This window comes from Algimonas ampicilliniresistens (assembly GCF_030159955.1).
Classification (GTDB): Bacteria; Pseudomonadota; Alphaproteobacteria; order Caulobacterales; family Maricaulaceae; genus Litorimonas; species Litorimonas ampicilliniresistens.
The window spans coordinates 1,657,193-1,675,192 of record NZ_BSNK01000001.1 but is presented as its reverse complement, the minus strand read 5'-3'; the positions used below and the strand labels follow the sequence as shown (position 1 = coordinate 1,675,192).

Annotated in this window: 17 protein-coding genes; 10 read left to right on the top strand and 7 right to left on the bottom strand. The window is 54.0% G+C overall.

All coding sequences use genetic code 11. The annotated features are described in order from the left end of the window. Positions 1–2: 2 nt before the first annotated feature. From QQL54_RS08020 to QQL54_RS08010, 3 genes are all read left to right on the top strand, one after another. Complete coding sequence (locus tag QQL54_RS08020; protein WP_284389397.1) at positions 3–896, top strand: mechanosensitive ion channel family protein; 894 nt, start codon at positions 3–5, stop codon at positions 894–896. Between the two features lie 92 nt (positions 897–988). Beyond that, entirely contained in the window at positions 989–1,729 is a 741-nt protein-coding gene (locus QQL54_RS08015) for an SDR family NAD(P)-dependent oxidoreductase (RefSeq protein ID WP_284389395.1), read from the top strand. A 12-nt stretch (positions 1,730–1,741) separates the two neighbouring features. Beyond that, positions 1,742–2,647, top strand: a complete 906-nt coding sequence (locus QQL54_RS08010) for a hydroxymethylglutaryl-CoA lyase (RefSeq protein WP_284389393.1) — start codon at positions 1,742–1,744, stop codon at positions 2,645–2,647. On the opposite strand, the gene QQL54_RS08005 is transcribed toward QQL54_RS08010, so the two are convergent. The 6 genes from QQL54_RS08005 to QQL54_RS07980 are packed head-to-tail and all read right to left on the bottom strand — an operon-like array spanning position 2,644 to position 7,561. Then, positions 2,644–3,828: a CaiB/BaiF CoA transferase family protein gene (locus tag QQL54_RS08005; protein WP_284389391.1), complete on the bottom strand. Its 1,185-nt coding sequence runs from the start codon at positions 3,826–3,828 to the stop codon at positions 2,644–2,646. The genes QQL54_RS08010 and QQL54_RS08005 overlap by 4 nt on opposite strands. Next, positions 3,825–4,706 (bottom strand): polysaccharide deacetylase family protein, encoded by an 882-nt coding sequence (locus QQL54_RS08000; RefSeq protein WP_284389390.1) that lies wholly within the window; start codon positions 4,704–4,706, stop codon positions 3,825–3,827. The genes QQL54_RS08005 and QQL54_RS08000 overlap by 4 nt, the downstream gene beginning before the upstream one ends. Continuing rightward, the gene (locus QQL54_RS07995; RefSeq protein ID WP_284389389.1) at positions 4,703–5,233 is read right to left on the bottom strand and encodes a cysteine hydrolase family protein; all 531 of its coding nucleotides are present in this window, start codon (positions 5,231–5,233) and stop codon (positions 4,703–4,705) included. Before QQL54_RS07995 ends, QQL54_RS08000 begins: the two co-directional genes overlap by 4 nt. Beyond that, positions 5,230–6,168, bottom strand: coding sequence for a polysaccharide deacetylase family protein (locus tag QQL54_RS07990; protein ID WP_284389388.1), 939 nt, complete (start codon positions 6,166–6,168; stop codon positions 5,230–5,232). The genes QQL54_RS07995 and QQL54_RS07990 overlap by 4 nt, the downstream gene beginning before the upstream one ends. Beyond that, positions 6,165–6,896: a hypothetical protein gene (locus QQL54_RS07985; RefSeq protein WP_284389386.1), complete on the bottom strand. Its 732-nt coding sequence runs from the start codon at positions 6,894–6,896 to the stop codon at positions 6,165–6,167. Before QQL54_RS07985 ends, QQL54_RS07990 begins: the two co-directional genes overlap by 4 nt. Further along, positions 6,893–7,561, bottom strand: coding sequence for an isochorismatase family protein (locus QQL54_RS07980; protein ID WP_348520724.1), 669 nt, complete (start codon positions 7,559–7,561; stop codon positions 6,893–6,895). The genes QQL54_RS07985 and QQL54_RS07980 overlap by 4 nt, the downstream gene beginning before the upstream one ends. A 110-nt stretch (positions 7,562–7,671) precedes the next feature. On the opposite strand from QQL54_RS07980, the gene QQL54_RS07975 reads away from it, so the two are divergent. The 6 genes from QQL54_RS07975 to QQL54_RS07950 all read left to right on the top strand — a co-directional run bounded on the left by QQL54_RS07975 (position 7,672) and on the right by QQL54_RS07950 (position 15,292). Continuing rightward, the gene (locus QQL54_RS07975; protein WP_284389382.1) at positions 7,672–8,595 is read left to right on the top strand and encodes a hydroxymethylglutaryl-CoA lyase; all 924 of its coding nucleotides are present in this window, start codon (positions 7,672–7,674) and stop codon (positions 8,593–8,595) included. Between the two features lie 36 nt (positions 8,596–8,631). After that, on the top strand, positions 8,632–10,443 hold the full coding sequence (gene dnaG, locus QQL54_RS07970; protein ID WP_284389380.1) for a DNA primase: 1,812 nt from the start codon (positions 8,632–8,634) through the stop codon (positions 10,441–10,443). A 104-nt stretch (positions 10,444–10,547) separates the two neighbouring features. Further along, complete coding sequence (rpoD, locus tag QQL54_RS07965) at positions 10,548–12,560, top strand: RNA polymerase sigma factor RpoD (RefSeq protein WP_284389378.1); 2,013 nt, start codon at positions 10,548–10,550, stop codon at positions 12,558–12,560. Positions 12,561–12,592: 32 nt separating this feature from the next. Continuing rightward, positions 12,593–12,760, top strand: a complete 168-nt coding sequence (locus QQL54_RS07960) for a hypothetical protein (protein ID WP_284389376.1) — start codon at positions 12,593–12,595, stop codon at positions 12,758–12,760. 136 nt (positions 12,761–12,896) lie between these two features. After that, positions 12,897–13,598 carry a potassium channel family protein gene (locus tag QQL54_RS07955; protein ID WP_284389374.1) on the top strand — a complete coding sequence of 234 codons (702 nt, stop codon included), beginning with the start codon at positions 12,897–12,899 and terminating at the stop codon, positions 13,596–13,598. Positions 13,599–14,485: 887 nt separating this feature from the next. Then, positions 14,486–15,292, top strand: coding sequence for a hypothetical protein (locus tag QQL54_RS07950; protein WP_284389372.1), 807 nt, complete (start codon positions 14,486–14,488; stop codon positions 15,290–15,292). Between the two features lie 12 nt (positions 15,293–15,304). On the opposite strand, the gene xth is transcribed toward QQL54_RS07950, so the two are convergent. After that, positions 15,305–16,099, bottom strand: coding sequence for an exodeoxyribonuclease III (gene xth / locus QQL54_RS07945; RefSeq protein ID WP_284389370.1), 795 nt, complete (start codon positions 16,097–16,099; stop codon positions 15,305–15,307). A 225-nt stretch (positions 16,100–16,324) separates the two neighbouring features. Here xth and ettA point away from each other — a divergent pair, with 225 nt between their 5' ends. Beyond that, positions 16,325–17,983: an energy-dependent translational throttle protein EttA gene (ettA, locus tag QQL54_RS07940; RefSeq protein ID WP_348520723.1), complete on the top strand. Its 1,659-nt coding sequence runs from the start codon at positions 16,325–16,327 to the stop codon at positions 17,981–17,983. Positions 17,984–18,000: the final 17 nt, after the last annotated feature.

Below are 18,000 nucleotides of genomic sequence, written 5' to 3'. Positions count from 1 at the left end.
CAATGCAACAAACGTCCGACACTCAACCGCCAGCAATAGATGTACCTGCTGATGCCGCAGTAACTGATTTTGATTGGTCGCAATTGACCTCGGCTGAAGGCTTGATGGGTCTTTGGGACTCCATTCAACCCGCTGTGTTGAATATCCTCTTCGCGCTCGTAATCCTCTGGATCGGTTTTAAAGTCGCCGGCTGGATCTACAAAATAGTTCACAAATCACTCGAAAAAACGCCGGGTATTGATGAAACGCTCGTCAACTTTTTGGCTTCAATCGCTAAGTATGTCGTTGTCGCAATGGTGGTCGTCACTGCCGTGACACAGATCGGCGTCGAGACAGCCTCGCTGGTGGCTATGCTCGGTGCCGCCACTCTCGCCATCGGTCTCGCGCTGCAGGGCACTCTGTCTAATGTCGCGGCGGGTGTGATGTTGATGTTGTTCCGCCCTTACAAGCTAGGTGAATATGTAGAGGTCGCGGGTGAAGCCGGGATTGTGAAAGATATTAATCTTTTTACGACGGAACTCGCCACGCTCGATAATATCAAAGTGATTATTGCCAATGCTGAAGCGTGGGGCACAACCATCAAAAACTACACGTCGATGGGCGTGCGTCGGGTCGATGTGGATTACGGTATCCATTATGACGACGATATCGACAAGGCGATCAAGATCATCAACGACGTCGCCAATGCTCATCCGAAAGTCCTAAAAACGCCCGAGGCGCCTTGGGCTAAGGTGGTGACCCTGAACGAAAGTTCAGTCGATATTCAAAGCCGGGTCTGGTGCGATGCTGCCGATTATTGGGACGTCAATTTTGATCTGAAGAAGTCGATCAAAGAAGCATTCGACAAAAACGGCATCACTATTCCCTATCCACACAGTGTTGAACTCGATGGCTAAATCACTCCATCAATATGATGTGAAAAGGCCGCTCTTTAGAGCGGCCTTTTTTGTGTTAGGTGATGCTCGAACGGAAATTGGAGAGACACGTAATGAGCTATGATTTGAGCGGAAAAGTGGCGATCGTAACGGGTGGATCGCGCGGCATCGGCGCGGCTGTTGCCAAACGCTTAGCCGCCGACGGGGCGAGCGTGATTTTGACGTATAATAGCAGTTCTGGCGCAGCCGATGATGTGGTTGCGTCGATTTCTGCGGCGGGCGGAACGGCTGTTGCCGTTAAAGCCGACGCCTCCGATCCGACTTCGGCGCAAGCTTATTTGGATGTTGCCGCCAAGCAGGGCGGTATCGATATTCTGGTCCATAATGCTGGGATTGCGAGCATGGGCCATGTCTCAAAGACTGGGTTTGAAGAGTTTCGTCGGCTGTTCAAAGTCAATGTGGACGGCGTCTATGCCGGCACCCACGCCGCGATTCCGTTACTTAAAGAGGGTGGATCCGTGATTGTGATGAGTAGCATTAATGCTCACAGAATGCCCGCGCCAGGTGGGGCAGTTTATGGCGCGACCAAAGCGGCTGTGACTGCGATGACCAAAGGCTGGGCGCGCGACCTTGGACCGCGAAATATTCGTGTGAACGCGATTCAACCGGGGCCTATCGACACGGATATGAATCCGGCAGATGGTCAATTCTCTGATATGATGCAGCAGATGACAGCCTTGGGCCGCTATGGTCGTGCGGACGAAGTGGCGGCGCTTGCTGCCTTTCTCGCGTCTGACGAAGCGAGTTTTATCACCGGCGCGGCGATTGACGTCGATGGCGGGATGAGCCTCTAGATGGACGGGCCGATGCGAACCATCGAAATCCTAGACGTCACCGCTCGCGACGGATTGCAAAACGAAGCGCGTATGTTCTCGACAGCAGAAAAGCTCGACCTAATTGGTCGCGCTCTTTCGGCTGGGGCTAAGCGGATTGAAGTGGCGAGCTTTGCCCACCCGAAATATGTTCCGCAAATGGCAGATGCGGAAGCCGTCATCGCGGGCCTCCCGCGCGACACAGACGCAACTTTCATCGGGCTGGTCATGAATGAACGGGGAGTGGACCGGGCGCTAAAAACGGATGTTCATGAGCTGGGATTGGTCGCGGCTGCGAGCGACACTTTCGCGACAAAAAATCAAAACCAGACCCGAGACGAGTCTGTCGAAATGGCCTGCGACATGTCAGAAAAAGCACAGACGGCTGATCGTGCATTTAATGTCACAATTGCGACGGCTTTCGGTTGTCCGTTCGAAGGCGAAATCGCTGAAGACACAGTGATCAGCATGGTTCACCGTTTTGCTGATGCGGGATTTGAAGAAGTCGCAATTGCCGATACAATCGGTGTCGCCAATCCGTGGCAAGTCAGTTCAATGTTTGAGCGGGTCGCAAGGGAATTGCCGCATCTATCCATGCGTGCCCATTTCCATAATACGCGCAATACCGGGCTCGCAAACGTGCATGCAGCCATTCAGGCTGGCGTGACTACGATAGATGCTTCGATTGGCGGCATTGGCGGCTGCCCATTTGCGCCCAATGCGACCGGAAACGTGCCGTCCGAAGACGTGGTCTATATGTTGGAACGCGCGGGTTACGCGACGGGTTACGACCTCAATGCCATTATCGAAACGGCCCACTGGCTCTCCAAAGTCATGGAGAAACAACTGCCGGGTATGGTCAGTCGGGCTGGCGGTTTTCCGAAAGTTGACATCGCTTAGGCGACCAAGCCGCCCTCGCGCATTTCGCTAATCTGCGTATCTGACAATCCGGCTTCCCGTAGCACGGCATCCGTATGTTCGCCGACTTTGGGTGGGTTATAGCGGAGGCCGACGCGTTCGCCGTCCAAAGCGACGGGGAGGGCGGGCAGCTTAGCGATTTGACCGTCGTCCAGTTCCATCTCTAGCAATCCACCAGAGGCATTCAAATGCGGGTCGTCGAACATGTCTTCGGGCTTGCCAATCGGTGCAAACGGTAAACCTAGATGCTCGATTTTCTCCATCAGGTCAGCTTTCGTCAGTGCTTTGAAGGCCGCTTCGATTTCTGGTAGGAATTTGTCTTTGTGGATCACACGGTCTCGGTTTTCGACCAAGTCCGGGTCGTTCAACAGATGCTCTAAGCCAAACGCATTACAGAGCGTTTTCCACTGTCCGTCTGACACAACACCCACGAAGACTTGCTCGCCGTCCTTTGTGTCGAAGAGTTGATAGATCGCCCATGCCGAGGTGCGGGCGGGCATCGGCGCGGCGACCTGTCCGGTGACGGACTTCTGCGCCATATGCTGCCCGACAAGGAAGACGGTGGTTTCGAACAGAGACGCCGTAATACGTTTGCCCTTGCCGCTCTGTTCGCGCTCATACAGCGCAGCGAGCACACCCATCGCGCCAAACATGCCCCCCGTGACATCGATGATAGAAGAGCCAGCGCGCAAGGGGCGCCCCGGTGGTCCTGTCATATAGGCAAGGCCGCCCATCATCTGCGTGACTTCGTCCAGCGCTGTACGGTGTTCATAGGGACCGTCGAGAAACCCTTTTTCTGAGCAATAGATCAGACGATCATTCCGCGCTTTGACGGCGTCCCAGCCGAAACCCAACTTGTCCAAGGCGCCGGGACGAAAGTTCTCGATGAAGACATCGGCGGCGTCGATCAGTTTAAGCACGGCATCGCGGCCCGCATCCGATTTTAGATCGACAGCAATGGAGCGCTTATTGCGGTTATACATTGGGAAATAGCCCGCGCCGGCGCCGCGCAAACGCCGTGTTTTGTCGCCCCCAATCGGCTCCACCTTGATGACGTCTGCGCCAAGGTCGGCGAGCATCAATCCGGCCGCAGGCCCCATCACCATATGCGAGAATTCGACGACTTTGATGCCGGCCAATGGGAGTCGGAGCGGAAGGGTCATTGTTGAGCCTTGAATTGGGAGGCGACCTCACCCGGCGTCAGGATGGTAACATCGCCGCGCGCGCGAAGATCGGACAGCAACGCGGTCAGCATCGCTATGCGGAACGGCTGACCGATAATATAGGGTGTGAGCGTCACGCAGAGCGATTGCCCGCCAAAGCGGTCATGTTCTGAAGCAAGGAAATCGACCGCCTCTAATATCTGACGCTTCCAACTCTCCTCGGTCTGCCTTCGCGTATGTAGCAAGGTAAAATCCGATAGCTCATAGTTGTTCGGTACTAGCGTCACACCGGTCGTCGCGACTGGGACGTTTTCATTTTCCCAATCCAGACAGTAATCCAACCCGGCCTTGCCAAGTCGTTCCAATGTCCGTGAGGATTGGTTACGCGCCGGGCTCATCCAGCCGGAGACTGAGGGCAAGGCTTCAAGCGTCTGTTGGATGAGCACGTCTTCTTCGGCTTCACTCAATCCTTCGTGATGAATATGATCGGTTGAGATGCCGTGCGCGATGATCTCATGACTTTTGAGGTAGTCCATCAGGGGTGAGTAGCGCTGCGCGACCATCGCATTCACCGCAAACCCGGCGCGTGTTTTTCCGAGTGCCTCAAGGATGCGGTAGACACCGACCCGATTGCCGTAATCGCGCACTGTATAGTGGCGCAGATCTGGGTAGGGCGTCGCCATCGCGCCGGGGTGTTTGAACGGTACGCCGGACGGATTGAGCGAGAAGAACTCTAACGGAACGACGAAGGACAACGCGAGCTTGGAGCCATTGTCCCACTGAATAGGTTTGCGATCCCGAGATAGCCGCCAGTCGTAGAGCCTGTGATCCTGACCCTGTTTCCGGTTGGGGTAGGTGAGGTAGCTTGGATCCATCATGCCGCAAACTCAATGCTTTCGACGGGCTGAACCAATCCGAAACTATCACTCCAAACAGCTTCGTGATGTTGGATGATCGACTTCGCGGGGAGGTATTCCGTGTCATATGTTGTATGGGCGTCCGCCGCGATAATGACCTTATACCCTCGGTCGACGGCAATCCTTACAGCGCTGTCAACGCAATGGTCAGTCTGTAATCCGCAGATGACGAGTTCCGTGACGTTCAAGGCCGTCAATTGTTTGACGAGTGTCGTACCTCGGAAAGCAACGCAATGGGATTTGTCGACGATAGGGTCTGCGTCGTTGATGTGGAGACGGGGATCAATCGCATGACCTGAGCTGCCAGCTTGCAAAGGATGTCCTTCACGGCCTGCGTGGCGCACAAAAATGACCGGGCGGTCGGCTTTGCGGGCTTTTTCAATCAGACGGTTGATGGCACCGATGACGGCGCCGCCTCGATAGGGCTGAAAGTCCTCGAAAGCATACATGCCCACTTGAACGTCGACGATAAGTAATGCCCGTGTCACGCCGCGAACCCCGTTCCGCCCGTGGCGACGCCGCGCGCTGCGATGTCCGCGATAGCCTGATCCCAATAATGCTCGCGGTAATACTCCGCGATTTCGCGGCCCGTCGCGAACCAGACATCGTCACGATGCGCCATGATATGTTTCAGGGCCGCTTCGAAGGGGCGGATGCGGTGCGGTTGGCTGACCAGATAGGCGTGAAGCGGGATACACATCACGGTACCCGACCGCTCGCCTTCTTTTAGCAGTTGGTCGAAATGCCGCTTGAGCATGTCGGTATAACGGTCGGGATCAAACCCCATCACCGAATAGGTGATGACGTCATTGACCTCGAGCGAATAGGGCATGGAGACGAGCTTGCCTGTCTTGGTCTTGAGCGGTTGTGGCTGGTCGTCCTGAAACAGATCGCAACTATACCAAAAATCATTCTCCGCGATCAGGTCCAGCGTGTGTTCGGTGTGAGTCAGGGCTGGCGCAAGATAGCCGCGAATCCGCTGACCGGATGCCTTCTCAACAGTACGGATACTGTCGTCTAAAACGGCCTGTTCCTGTTCTGGCGATAAGCCGTAGGAATAGCGAGTATTGTAAATTCCGTGGGAGAAGAACTCCCAATCGCGGGCAACGCAATCCTCGATGATTTCTGGATGATGATCACACAGTGCGACATTGAGGCTGACCGAGCCGCGCAGACTGTATTTATCCAGCAGCTCCATCAATCGTTGATGGCCGACCCGGTTGCCAAAGTCGCGCTGGCTATATTGTTGCACATTGGGAATGGCGTTCGGCCAAGGTTGGCGCTGCGGATTGGTCGGCGGCATGAATTCGTAGAATTCGATATTGGGTGCGATCCAGAAGGCGAGTTTTTTGCCCCCCGGCCAAACAATCTTCGGCCGACCCGCATAGGGCCAGTAATCGTAGAGGTTAGGGTCGGGTTTCATTTGAAGACACCTGCGTAATTTAGTGCGGCTAAAGCATCGGAAATTCTTATCTGATCCGTATGTTTTGTATGCCGGGTCATCCAAATGTGCGGAACAGTCGTTTTGGCCTGCGCGTAAACTCCTACTCGACCATCGCAGCCGGGAATATCCTCACCGACATCCTGTGCCCCAAAATAGGCTTGGGTAAAATTGGTCGAAAGATAACCTGTGTGAAATATGACGGCGTTCGGTTTTGCCAAATGAATTTCCCGTTTCAGACACGCTATACAATCTTGTATTTGGGCTTGCTGTAATCTCCTTGAAGGCTCCCCATTGGGGCCGCCAACTCTAAAAACGTTCGACCAAACAACGGTCTCTGGTTGGTTGTGCTTCGAGTATTTTAACTCTGGGTCAAAACTCGTAACGCTTTTTTCTAGGTGACATCCGACCGAACGCATAGTCCGCCAAAATATCGATTTGGAAATAGCGTGTCTGTCTTTGTCATTAGGGTCGTCATCGTAAAACTCCGGTGTTCGACAATGGTCTAAGGCTCCACATTCCCCCCATTTACGCGTCGCGCTGCCGCACCATATTATTTTTTTGAGCGACGAGCTTCGTTCGAACCATGATTCTGGGAAGTGCGGAATGAATACGCCTGTTGCCTGATGCTCACCGAAAGCTTCACTTGCGGTTTGCAATCCATTCAAGGACGCCGAGTATTCGGGATCGTTTTTAAGTTCAGAGTTCAAGGTGTGTACGCTTCCAACCACGCATCGACCTCTGCCACATCTACAACATCTGCATATTTGATCAGCAGGTCAGTTAGATTGGCGAAATGGTAACTCTCATGTTTGTCGGCGACGCATTCGATCGGGACGATGGTGCGGAAGCCGTAGGACAAACTATCGACTGCCGTGGCGCGCACGCAGCCTGATGTACTGCCGCCCGTGATCACGACGGTATCTATTTTGTGCCAACGTAGAAAACTCGCGAGCGGTGTCTCGAAAAAAGCACTCGGCATCCGCTTGGTGTAGACGGCGTCAACCGCACGATCGATGTGTAAACGGTCGTCAAATTCTGTCCGGTCGCTGTCAAATTTGATGTTTTGCAGGCTGTCGGGCGTATCGGTGCGCGTGCCCCAAACCCCGGCATCGGCCGCATTATCCATATAGGCGACATGGGTCCAGATCACGGGCAGCCCCTTGTCACGTGCTTTACGGCTAATCCGGTCTATATGCTCCATCTGGCGGGGATCGGTGACATAGGCCGTCTTATAGAGGTCGGGGCGGGTATAGCTTTTTTGCGGATCGACATTCACGATGGCGACCCGTTCGCCAAATCCAAACCGAGCGCGAGCCGGGTTGGCGCGGATATCCTCGAAAATCTCGCGCGCGGTCTTGTCAGAGCGAATCATGGTCGAAGGGGATGTCGAGTCAGTCATGATGAGCCTTTCACGTAATATTGGTCGTGCTTATCTTGCGTTTGCTCAACTCGTATAGCCGTCAGGCGGAGGAATAGCGTAATATGCTCAATAAGATCACCATTTCTGAAGTCGGTCCGCGCGATGGTTTGCAAAATTGCCGCGGTGTGATGCCGACTGATATGAAGGCACGCTGGATCACGGCTCTGTATGAGGCGGGTGTCAGAGAGATTGAGGTCGGAAGTTTCGTGCCGCCTAAACTATTTCCGCAACTGGCCGATACGGCAGAGATGGTGGCTCACGCCAAAACTTTGCCAGGGTTGCGTGTGCTGGCCTTGGTGCCCAATCTACGCGGGGCGCAGGCTGCGATTGCGGCGGGCGTCGATGCGATGGGCTTTCCGCTGTCCGTCTCCGAAACGCATTCGAAGAAGAATTTGCGCCAGACCCATGATCAGGCCGTGCAAAATGTCCGCCAAATCGCGGCCTTAATTGCTACGCAACCAAAAGACCAACGTCCGTCCTTTGAGGGCGCTTTGTCGACAGCCTTTGGGTGTTCGATTGAAGGCGTGATTTCTGAAGAGACGGTGTTGCGTCTGGCTGAACGACTGATCGAGGCTGGCGTCGATGAACTCGGCCTGTCCGACACAGTTGGGTACGCGAACCCGGTTCAGGTCAAACGCCTGATCCGTCGCACGCGCGAGGTGGCGGGTGCTGACAAGGTTAAGTCAGTTCATTTGCATAATAGCTATGGTCAAGGCCTCGCCAACGCGTTTGCGGCATGGGAAGAGGGGATAGAGACGTTTGATAGCTCGCTCGGCGGGCTCGGTGGTTGCCCCTCGTCTCCGGGCGCAAGCGGCAATATCGTGACTGAGGATTTGGTGCAGATGTTTCACGCGATGGGTGTCGAGACTGGGATCAATATGAATAAGCTGATCGCCTGCCGCCGCTTCCTCGAAGAGGGTTTGCCAGGTGAGCCGCTCTATGGGTTCACACCCAATGCCGGGATACCGAAACATATGGTGGCCTGACTCGCTATGCGCTGACTTCTGCGGTAGTTCTGGGTCGTGCGTTTCGGCGAAGCCTTTCTTGAAGATCTGAAATCCCGCATCCGGCCCTCGGATGTGATCGGAAAACATGTGAAACTGCGAAGGCAAGGGCGAGAGTTCGCAGGTTTATCGCCCTTCACAAACGAAAAATCTCCGTCCTTCTTCGTCAATGATCAAAAGGGGTTTTACCACTGTTTTTCCAGCGGAAAGCATGGCGATGCGATCAGCTTTTTGATGGAGGTCCAAGGTCTTAGCTTCCCCGAAGCGGTGGAGCAGCTAGCCCAAATGGCGGGCATGGAATTGCCACGCGCCGATCCTCAAGCCGAAGAGAGGGCGAAAGAACGCAAAGCGGCGATCAGTTGGATGGAGCGTGCCGCTGATCATTTTGAAAAGACACTCTACCGTGCCCCGGGGGAGGCGGCTCGCGAATATCTTAAAAGCCGGGGTCTGACCCAAACGGCAGCGAAACAGTTCGGTATGGGCTTCGCCGAAGACAGTTTTTCCTCACTTAAGGACAATCTGATTCGGGAAGGGGCAGAGGAACGCCAGCTGATCGAAGCAGGTTTGTTGATCGAACCCGACGATAAAAGCCGGGGCAGCTGGGACCGGTTCCGCAACCGCATCATGTTCCCGATCCATGACAGCCGCGGGCGATTGGTCGCGTTTGGCGGTCGCGCGATGGAGAAAGACGCGAAGGCGAAATATCTCAACTCGCCCGAAACAAGGCTCTTTTCCAAAGGTCAACTTCTCTACAATTATCACCGCGCGCGCGCTGCTCTGCTGGACCCGAATAATGGGGCTCGAGGGATGATCGTGGCCGAAGGCTATATGGACGTCATCGCGCTCAGCCGCGCTGGATTTCGTCATGCCGTCGCGCCGATGGGGACGGCGCTCACAGAAGACCAACTCGCCCTGCTTTGGCGCGCCGGGCCGGATGGCTATCTCTGTTTTGATGGGGACAAGGCGGGGCTGCGGGCCGCCTACCGCTCAATCGAACGCGCTTTGCCGCTACTAAAGCCCGGTCAGAGTCTGCGTTTCGTGATGATGCCGGAAGGCCAAGACCCCGATGATCTGATCCAAGCGAAGGGCGCTCCTGCCTTTCAAGCCCTGCTGGAACGCAGCGTTCCGCTGGTCGATATGTTGTGGCGCCGTGAGGCCGAGAAAGAGCCTCTGAATACTCCGGAAGCCAAAGCTGGGTTGAAATCCCGGCTCTATGACGCGCTTCGTGAGATCAAGGATCCGACAGTACGCGAGCTCTATGAAGCTAGTCTGATCGGTCGGTTTGATAAGCAGTTCGGGCGCGTCTGGACGCCGAATCGCAGCAAGCCGCGTGAAAAAAAGGCAGATAAGGCACTGGTTGCAGCGGGTGCTGCCAAACTGTCCCGCAATTCGCGGCAGGCGCAGACCCTGATCGGCGGCATCGTTCTGTTTCCAGAGCTACTTTCCGAGGTCGATGAGACCGTCTTTGGCCTGGAGTTTGACGATCCAGCGCACGTGGCCTTGCAACGATCAATTTTGCGCTATTGGCGTCAGACAAAAGCGGTTGAAATCACCGGGTTGCATGCGCATATGTCAGAAGACGGATTGGAGGAGGAATTACGCACCATCCTGTCCCGGCGGACGCTGATCACGGCTGCCTTGGGGGGTGCGAATGCGGAAAACGGCGATCGCGCGGCTATCTGGATGAGTGAAGCCGGCACCTTTATGGACAACGCCCGAACAGACGCAGGTTCCACCGATGCACGGTCGAGGATGGCCGAGACTATTCGTAAGGATAATGCTGAGGCGATGCATCGCCTCATGCGTGCTCAGACGCGAGCGCGCGAGTAACCCATCTATGGCCCTAATGTCCGATGCCGGATGTGAGGGCTGTTTGAGTTTGTGCGGGCTGGACGGTCATACGTTTCGGCACCGCGGCAAGGAGACGGACCTACATGGCTGAGGCCGATACTAAGACGTCCAACACTGACGTTACTACCAAACCTAAGAGCCGTCTCGACTTCGATAATCTCGACGTCAAGCGCATGCTCACCAAGGCCCGCAAGTCGGGTCTACTCACCACCGAGGAGCTGAACCAGCATCTCGACCTCAACGGAATTTCCGCTGAGGAAATTGAGGTTGTTCTCGCAGCTCTTTCCGAAATGGGCATTTCTGTCCATGAGGAGAAGGAAGAGGAAACGCTGGGCTCCAAGACGTTAGCGCGGACTGAGACCACAGCCGTCAAAGGCGGAAACTCCAAAGAAGAACTCGACCGTACTGACGATCCAGTACGCATGTATCTGCGCGAAATGGGCGTGGTTGAACTGCTATCGCGCGAAGGCGAAATCGCCATCGCCAAGAGGATCGAGGCTGGTCGCAATACGATGATCAAAGGGCTGTGCGAAAGCGCGCTTACCTTTGAAGCTCTGATGATCTGGCGCGACGAACTTGCTGATGGTGCGATTCTGCTGCGTGACATTATCGATCTCGATACGACTTATAACCGCTCTATCGGCAATGTTCAGGAAGACCGTTCGCACCTCGCTGTGCGTCGTGAGAAAATCGAAAAAGGTGAACTAGAAGCCCAAGAGGGCGATCTACCGAGTCTTGCGGAAGAGCGTAAGCTCAAGCTGCCGGAACGCAATTATGCGCCGGGCGAGAAGCCCATCGAAGACGATACGGATGAGGAAGAGGATAAAACCAACCTCTCCATGGCTGCGATGGAAGCGGCCTTGCGCGAAGACATCATGGAGAAGCTCGACCGGATTTCGGAAGACTTCACGCGCTTCCAGAAGCTGCAGCAAATGATCATTTCTGCGCGTCTCAAAGGCAAGAAACTGCGCGCGCCGCAACGGGCTGAGTATGAAGAAATTTCGGACCGGATCGTTGAAGAGATCAAAGGCCTGCAGCTCAATAATGCTCGGATCGAAGCGCTGGTCGAACAGCTCTTCCACATTAATAAGCGCTTTATTTCGCTCGAAGGCCGCTTGATGCGTTTGGCTGACGGCAACGGCGTACCACGGCAAGAGTTTCTCGCTGCCTATCTTGGCGCTGAGCTCAACCCGAGCTGGTTGGATGATCAATTGGGCAAATCTGATGCTTGGGACCGCTTTATCGGTCGTGAGAGCGGTACAATTGAGACAATTCGAGCTGAGATCGCCGAAATGGCGAAAGAAACTGGCGTGCCTGTCGATGAGTTCCGCCGCATTGTTCAAACCGTCCAAAAGGGTCAGCGCGAAGCGCGTCAGGCCAAGAAGGAAATGGTCGAGGCCAATCTGCGCCTCGTGATCTCGATTGCGAAAAAATACACCAATCGCGGCCTGCAGTTCTTGGATCTCATCCAAGAGGGCAATATTGGCCTGATGAAAGCGGTCGATAAGTTCGAATATCGTCGCGGTTACAAGTTCTCGACCTATGCGACGTGGTGGATCCGTCAGGCGATTACGCGCTCTATCGCGGATCAGGCGCGGACGATCCGGATTCCGGTCCACATGATCGAGACGATCAACAAGATCGTGCGCACGAGCCGTCAAATCCTGCACGAAATCGGCCGTGAGCCGACGCCGGAAGAGCTTGCCGCCAAGCTGTCTATGCCGCTGGAGAAGGTTCGTAAGGTGATGAAGATCGCCAAGGAGCCAATCAGCCTTGAGACACCGATTGGTGACGAGGAAGACAGCCAGCTCGGTGACTTCATCGAAGACAGTAATGCGATTCTGCCGATTGAAGCTGCGATCCAGTCTAATCTACGCGAAACTACAACGCGGGTTCTGGCGTCGCTGACGCCACGCGAAGAACGCGTGCTACGTATGCGCTTCGGGATCGGCATGAACACTGACCACACACTCGAAGAAGTCGGTCAGCAGTTCAGCGTGACTCGCGAACGCATTCGTCAGATTGAAGCGAAAGCGCTACGCAAGCTGAAACACCCGTCTCGTTCCCGCAAATTGCGGAGCTTCTTGGATCAGTAGCGACTCGACCCACATTATCGGGGTCATGAAGAATGGCCCCGATAATGTGGGTGAATGCTCTGCCGCGACCTGGTGCGGCGTCTCATAAATATCATCGCGGTTATTGCCCCATCCTCGTCGCGCCTTCTTTGATGGAGGCTTTGCGGCTGGCCGTGACGGCGGCTAATCGGGTCGGCGAGGGTCTGGTCACGGTTCTATAGGAAAAACGCGGTGATGTTTACCGCGCCGCACATAGCGGTGTTGCGCCAAATATTTTGGCTGCGCTGTTGGCATAGGTTTCGATAGGCAGGATCGGATTTTCTCAATAAAGCGAGTGCGTCTGATGGGATATCAACCATGAAAGCTCGCATTGCCTATTGGCTAAATGAATCAGGTCGCGGCGCTGTTTTCATCGCTGTGATCATTCTGATTTCAATCGGGCTAATTATTGCGAAAACCGAATTCACAGATAGCGATGCCTTACGCGTCGCGATTGATGTGGTCGGGGTTGTGTTTGTAATTGAATATCTGCTCCGACTTTGGGTCGCAGATTTGACCTTTCCGGACGCGGATCGCCCAAGACTGAAATATGCCTTTTCTTTCAATGGCATTGTCGACCTTCTTGCGGCGCTACCGATATTTATCGGTGCGTTAACGCAAAATGTGTCCGCCATCCGCGCGCTGCGCCTGCTGAGACTGGCCCAGCTTTTAAAGTTGAAGTTCGTTCGTGACGCCACGCGCGACGTGGTGCGTGCGTTCCGGGACAGCTGGGAAGAGCTCGCCTTTACAACGCTCATCTCTGTGGCGTTTATTCTTATGGGGGCGACGGGGATGTATTTGGTCGAGCGCGACGTTCAACCAGAAGCGTTTGGATCGATCCCCCGTGCCATGTGGTGGGCCGTGGCGACTTTGACGACGGTTGGATATGGCGATGTCTATCCCATCACAGCGGCCGGGAAGGTTGTGGCCTCGCTGCTGGCGATCGTTGGCATCGCCGCCGTCGCTCTACCAGCCGGCATTTTAGCATCGGCTTTCAACCGGGGTCGCCAAAAGCGTTAGGCGGTCTCTACGGACTCTTGAGCGCAGCCATATTCCAAACTCTCGATGCGCGATGGGCTAAGCGTTTGAGTTTTTGATCAGGTCAGGCGGCTGTCGTCTGTCCCATACAGCGCAATATCTACGGACCATAAAAGGACAAGAAAAAGACCTATCTTGATGCATGCCTTGTGGAAACATCTTGAGTGCGTTAAGAGATACTACAATGAAAAGTTGTGTGTGAGGTTGCTATGACGTTCTTGGGACGAATTGTTTGCATTTTTTCTCTCGTTTTTCTTCCGACCTATGCGTTCGGGAACGGAATAGATGAGTATTTCTATTTCTCAGATGACAACACCCTAGCCTATCGGAACAGCACGCTGAAGACAGTTGGTCCAGGTGCATCTGAGCTGGCAACTGTTGGAAGTAGCGACATTGCTATTTCTATGTCCAACTATCTATTTTGCAAAGGTGTGGCCGGATGCGCCGTCATGTCAGGAACGACCGATGTGCGGGCGGATATAGTGACCCAAGTTAATCTCGCCTTTGCGTCCATTGTAAGCTCTGGGAAAGCTTCCCAAGTCAAGGCATGGATAATTATTGACGAACCATATCTTGATGCGGACGGACGCCGTATTCCTTATAATGACCTGCTAATCGCTACGGATTATGTAAGGTGGAGGTCCCAACTAAGTCCTTACAATTTCAGTGATTCAATCCCCAGATGGGTCAATTTTGCTCAGGATTGTTTTGCATGTTCGGGGGCTAGATCATCAGCCTGCATGATGCCCCAAGCAACATATTGCGCCATTCCAGGTAATTTGACTTGGGTTGGTTTCGATCATTACTCCGCAGATACACAGCCTGATAATTGTCTAAATTCGACTGCGGACTGCAAAAGTGATGACCATATGACCAGTATCGTCAGCCCAACGCTGTCTCGGTTGAAATCTCATAAAGCGCCTTATCAAGATATACTCCTTGTGCCGGGAACATATCCTAGCAACTCATTTTACGTTACTCCTCCCCTGGGTACACAGAGACTAAGTCCGACGGGTGCAAACGAAGTCTTAGCGAGATATGTCGATCTGGCCGCCAATGATAATGATGTCATCGGGCTTGTTCCATTCAATTATCTGACCGTGATAGCGCCCAGTGTATCGCCAGCATGGGCGGATTCCGATCAAGTCGAAATGTTCTACCAAGCGATCGCAACAACGTCGATTAACGGACTCAAAGACTTAACTTGGAAACCCGTCTTTGAATATAATGATGATCTAGAGTTTACAAAATCAGGCGCTCTATCGCCCGCTGACAGTCATTATTATACTTTGGGTTACGAAGGCACATCGACCGGAGTCTATGCCGTCCGACGGTTGGCTTTCTATATGAAGGCGAGCCAGACCGCCGAATACTCAAGCAAAATTTATCGCTGCAAGATTACAAAGTCATCTGGAAGATTTGTCGTCTTTTTCACCGGAAACAGTAATTGCGACGGTGTGACAGTCGCTGTTGTTGATGGAACGGGATATATTTCACCTATTGCGACGACAGAAGCTGATCATCGGATCATTAATTGTCGTAGTCCCGCGCTGCCTTACTATGATCAAGGTTGGACATTGGCGGCATCTGGTGAAACCCCGGCAACAGTTTGCGCTAGCGTGTTTGGGAGCCAATACGCCCATTTCTCGACAATCGGATACAGCAAGAAATATTGATAGGGATTATACCTAAAACTCAAACTGCCCGACAATCGGCACATGGTCGCTGGGCCTTTCACCATCGCGCACAAACTTGTCGATGCTGACATCCTCGATCCGATCCATAGCTTGCGCTGAGCAGAGCAGGTGGTCGATGCGGATGCCAAGATTGTTTGGCCAAGCGCCGCCCTGATAATCCCAAAATGAATACTGGCCATCGCGCCCATCGAGCGTTTCAAACGCATCATAGAGTCCCAGGTTCTTGATAGTCCGAAAGGCGGCGAGTGTTTCGGTTCGGAATAACGCGTCCCCCGACCAGCCTTTAGGGTCATGCGTGTCACCATTGCGCGGAATGACATTGTAATCCCCGGCGAGAACGAGTGGTTCTTCATAGGTCAGCAGCTCTGCCGCGTGATCTTTCAAGCGGCGCATCCAGTCGAGCTTATAGCGATATTTCTCGCTATCGCCGTTTTCGCCGACCGGGTTGCCATTGGGTAGATAAATTGAAGCGACCCGAACTACGCCTGACTTTGCGGGCAGGACGACTTCAATATAGCGAGCTTGCTCGTCGCTATCATCACCGGGGAGCCCGATCCGGACTTCCTCTGGTGTCTGTCGGGATAGGATCGCGACGCCGTTATAGCTCTTCTGGCCGTGAATGCTGCAATGGTAGCCAAGTGCCTCGATTTCCATACGTGGAAACCCGTCATCGACCGTCTTGATCTCCTGCAGGCAAAGCACATCGGGCTTGGCTGTCTCTAGCCAATGCGTCAGCGCGTGCATCCGCGCCTTGACCGAATTGATGTTCCAAGAGGCTATTTTCATAGTCGAGCGCGTCGAGCCTTTATGCTCCGCTGTCAAGTTCCGGTGAGGGTCGAGCGCGAAACTGTTCGCTACGCGACCAGACCTTGCCGGAATGCCTGGTGGGACGTGGCTGCATGGCTTCAAGACTTGAAAAATCGCTCTCTAGAGAACATATGCGGGTCGGAACATGCGCCGCGACATCCGGCGACACTCACACCGCAAATTACTCGTACGGGAATCGCCGCCATGGCTCGCCAATTCGCTTATCATATGCAGGGTCTGACGAAGAAATTCGGCAATAAGACTATCCTCGACAACGTCCATCTGTCTTTCTACCCCGACGCCAAAATCGGCCTCGTTGGCGTGAACGGTGCTGGTAAATCCACGCTGATGAAAATCATGGCGGGCGTCGACAATGAAGTCACAGGCGAACATTGGGCCGCTGAAGGTGTGAAGGTTGGTTATTTGAGCCAAGAGCCGAAGCTTGATCCCGACAAGGATGTCTGGGGCAACGTCATCTCAGGCTGTGAAGATAAGACGATCTTTGACGCTTATAATGCCGTCGCCATGAAGATGGCCGAAGACTATTCGGATGAGTTGATGGAAGAAATGACGGCCTTGCAAGAGCAAGTCGACGCGCGTGACGCTTGGGACATCGACAGTAAAATTGAAATGGCCATGCAGGCTCTGCGCTGCCCACCAAAGGATGCCGATGTTACGCCTCTGTCGGGCGGTGAACGCCGCCGTGTCGCGATTTGCCAGCTGTTGCTCGCCAAGCCTGACTTGTTGTTGATGGACGAACCGACCAACCATTTGGACGCGGAAACGGTCGCTTGGCTGGAAAACTATCTGGTCAATTACAAAGGCGCGATCATCCTGATTACGCACGACCGCTACTTCCTCGACAATATCACCAACTGGACGTTAGAAGTCGATCGCGGCCGGACCTTCCCGCATGAGGGCAATTACTCATCTTGGCTCGCGTCCAAAGCGGCGCGCATGGATCAAGAAGGTCGCGAGAGCGATTCCAAGACCAAAGCGCTCAAGCGCGAATTGGAATGGATTCGGTCCAACCCCAAAGCGCGTCAGACAAAATCAAAAGCGCGGATCAGCGCTTATGAAAATCTGCGTGACGAAGCCGAAAAAGAGGTTGTCAGCCATGCTGAAATCCGCATTCCGATGGGTGAACGGCTCGGCAATATTGTGGTTGAAGCCGATAATGTCTCCAAGGGCTTTGGCGATAAATTGTTGATCAAGGATCTATCGTTCAAATTGCCACGCGGCGGGATTGTCGGCGTCATCGGTCCGAACGGGGCGGGTAAGACCACGTTGTTCAAGATGATTACAGGCGATGAGCAGCCCGATGAAGGTAGCTTCAAAGTCGGTGAAACGGTTGAACTCGGCTATGTCGATCAGAACCGTGACGCGCTGGATAATTCCAAGAATGTCTGGGAAGCGATCTCTGACGGGTTGGATATTTTGCAGCTTGGTAAGCGTGAAGTGCCAAGCCGCGCCTATGTTGGTGCGTTCAACTTCAAAGGCACGGATCAGTCAAAAAATGTTGGCCAACTGTCTGGGGGTGAGCGAAACCGCGTGAACCTGGCTAAGATGCTGACACGTCCAGCCAACCTGCTGTTGCTCGATGAACCGACCAACGATTTGGACCGCGAAACGCTTGCCAGTCTCGAAGTCGCCTTGGAGAAATTCCCCGGCTGTGCCGTGGTTATCTCGCACGACCGCTTCTTCCTCGACCGGGTCGCGACCCACATTCTTGCTTATGAAGGCGATAGCCATGTGGAATGGTTTGAAGGTAACTTTGCGGACTATATCGAAGACAAAAAGCGTCGTCTTGGTGATGACGCCGATATTCCAAAGAAACTGAAATTCGTTAAGTTCGAACGCTAATCTAGAAAGCGATCTGA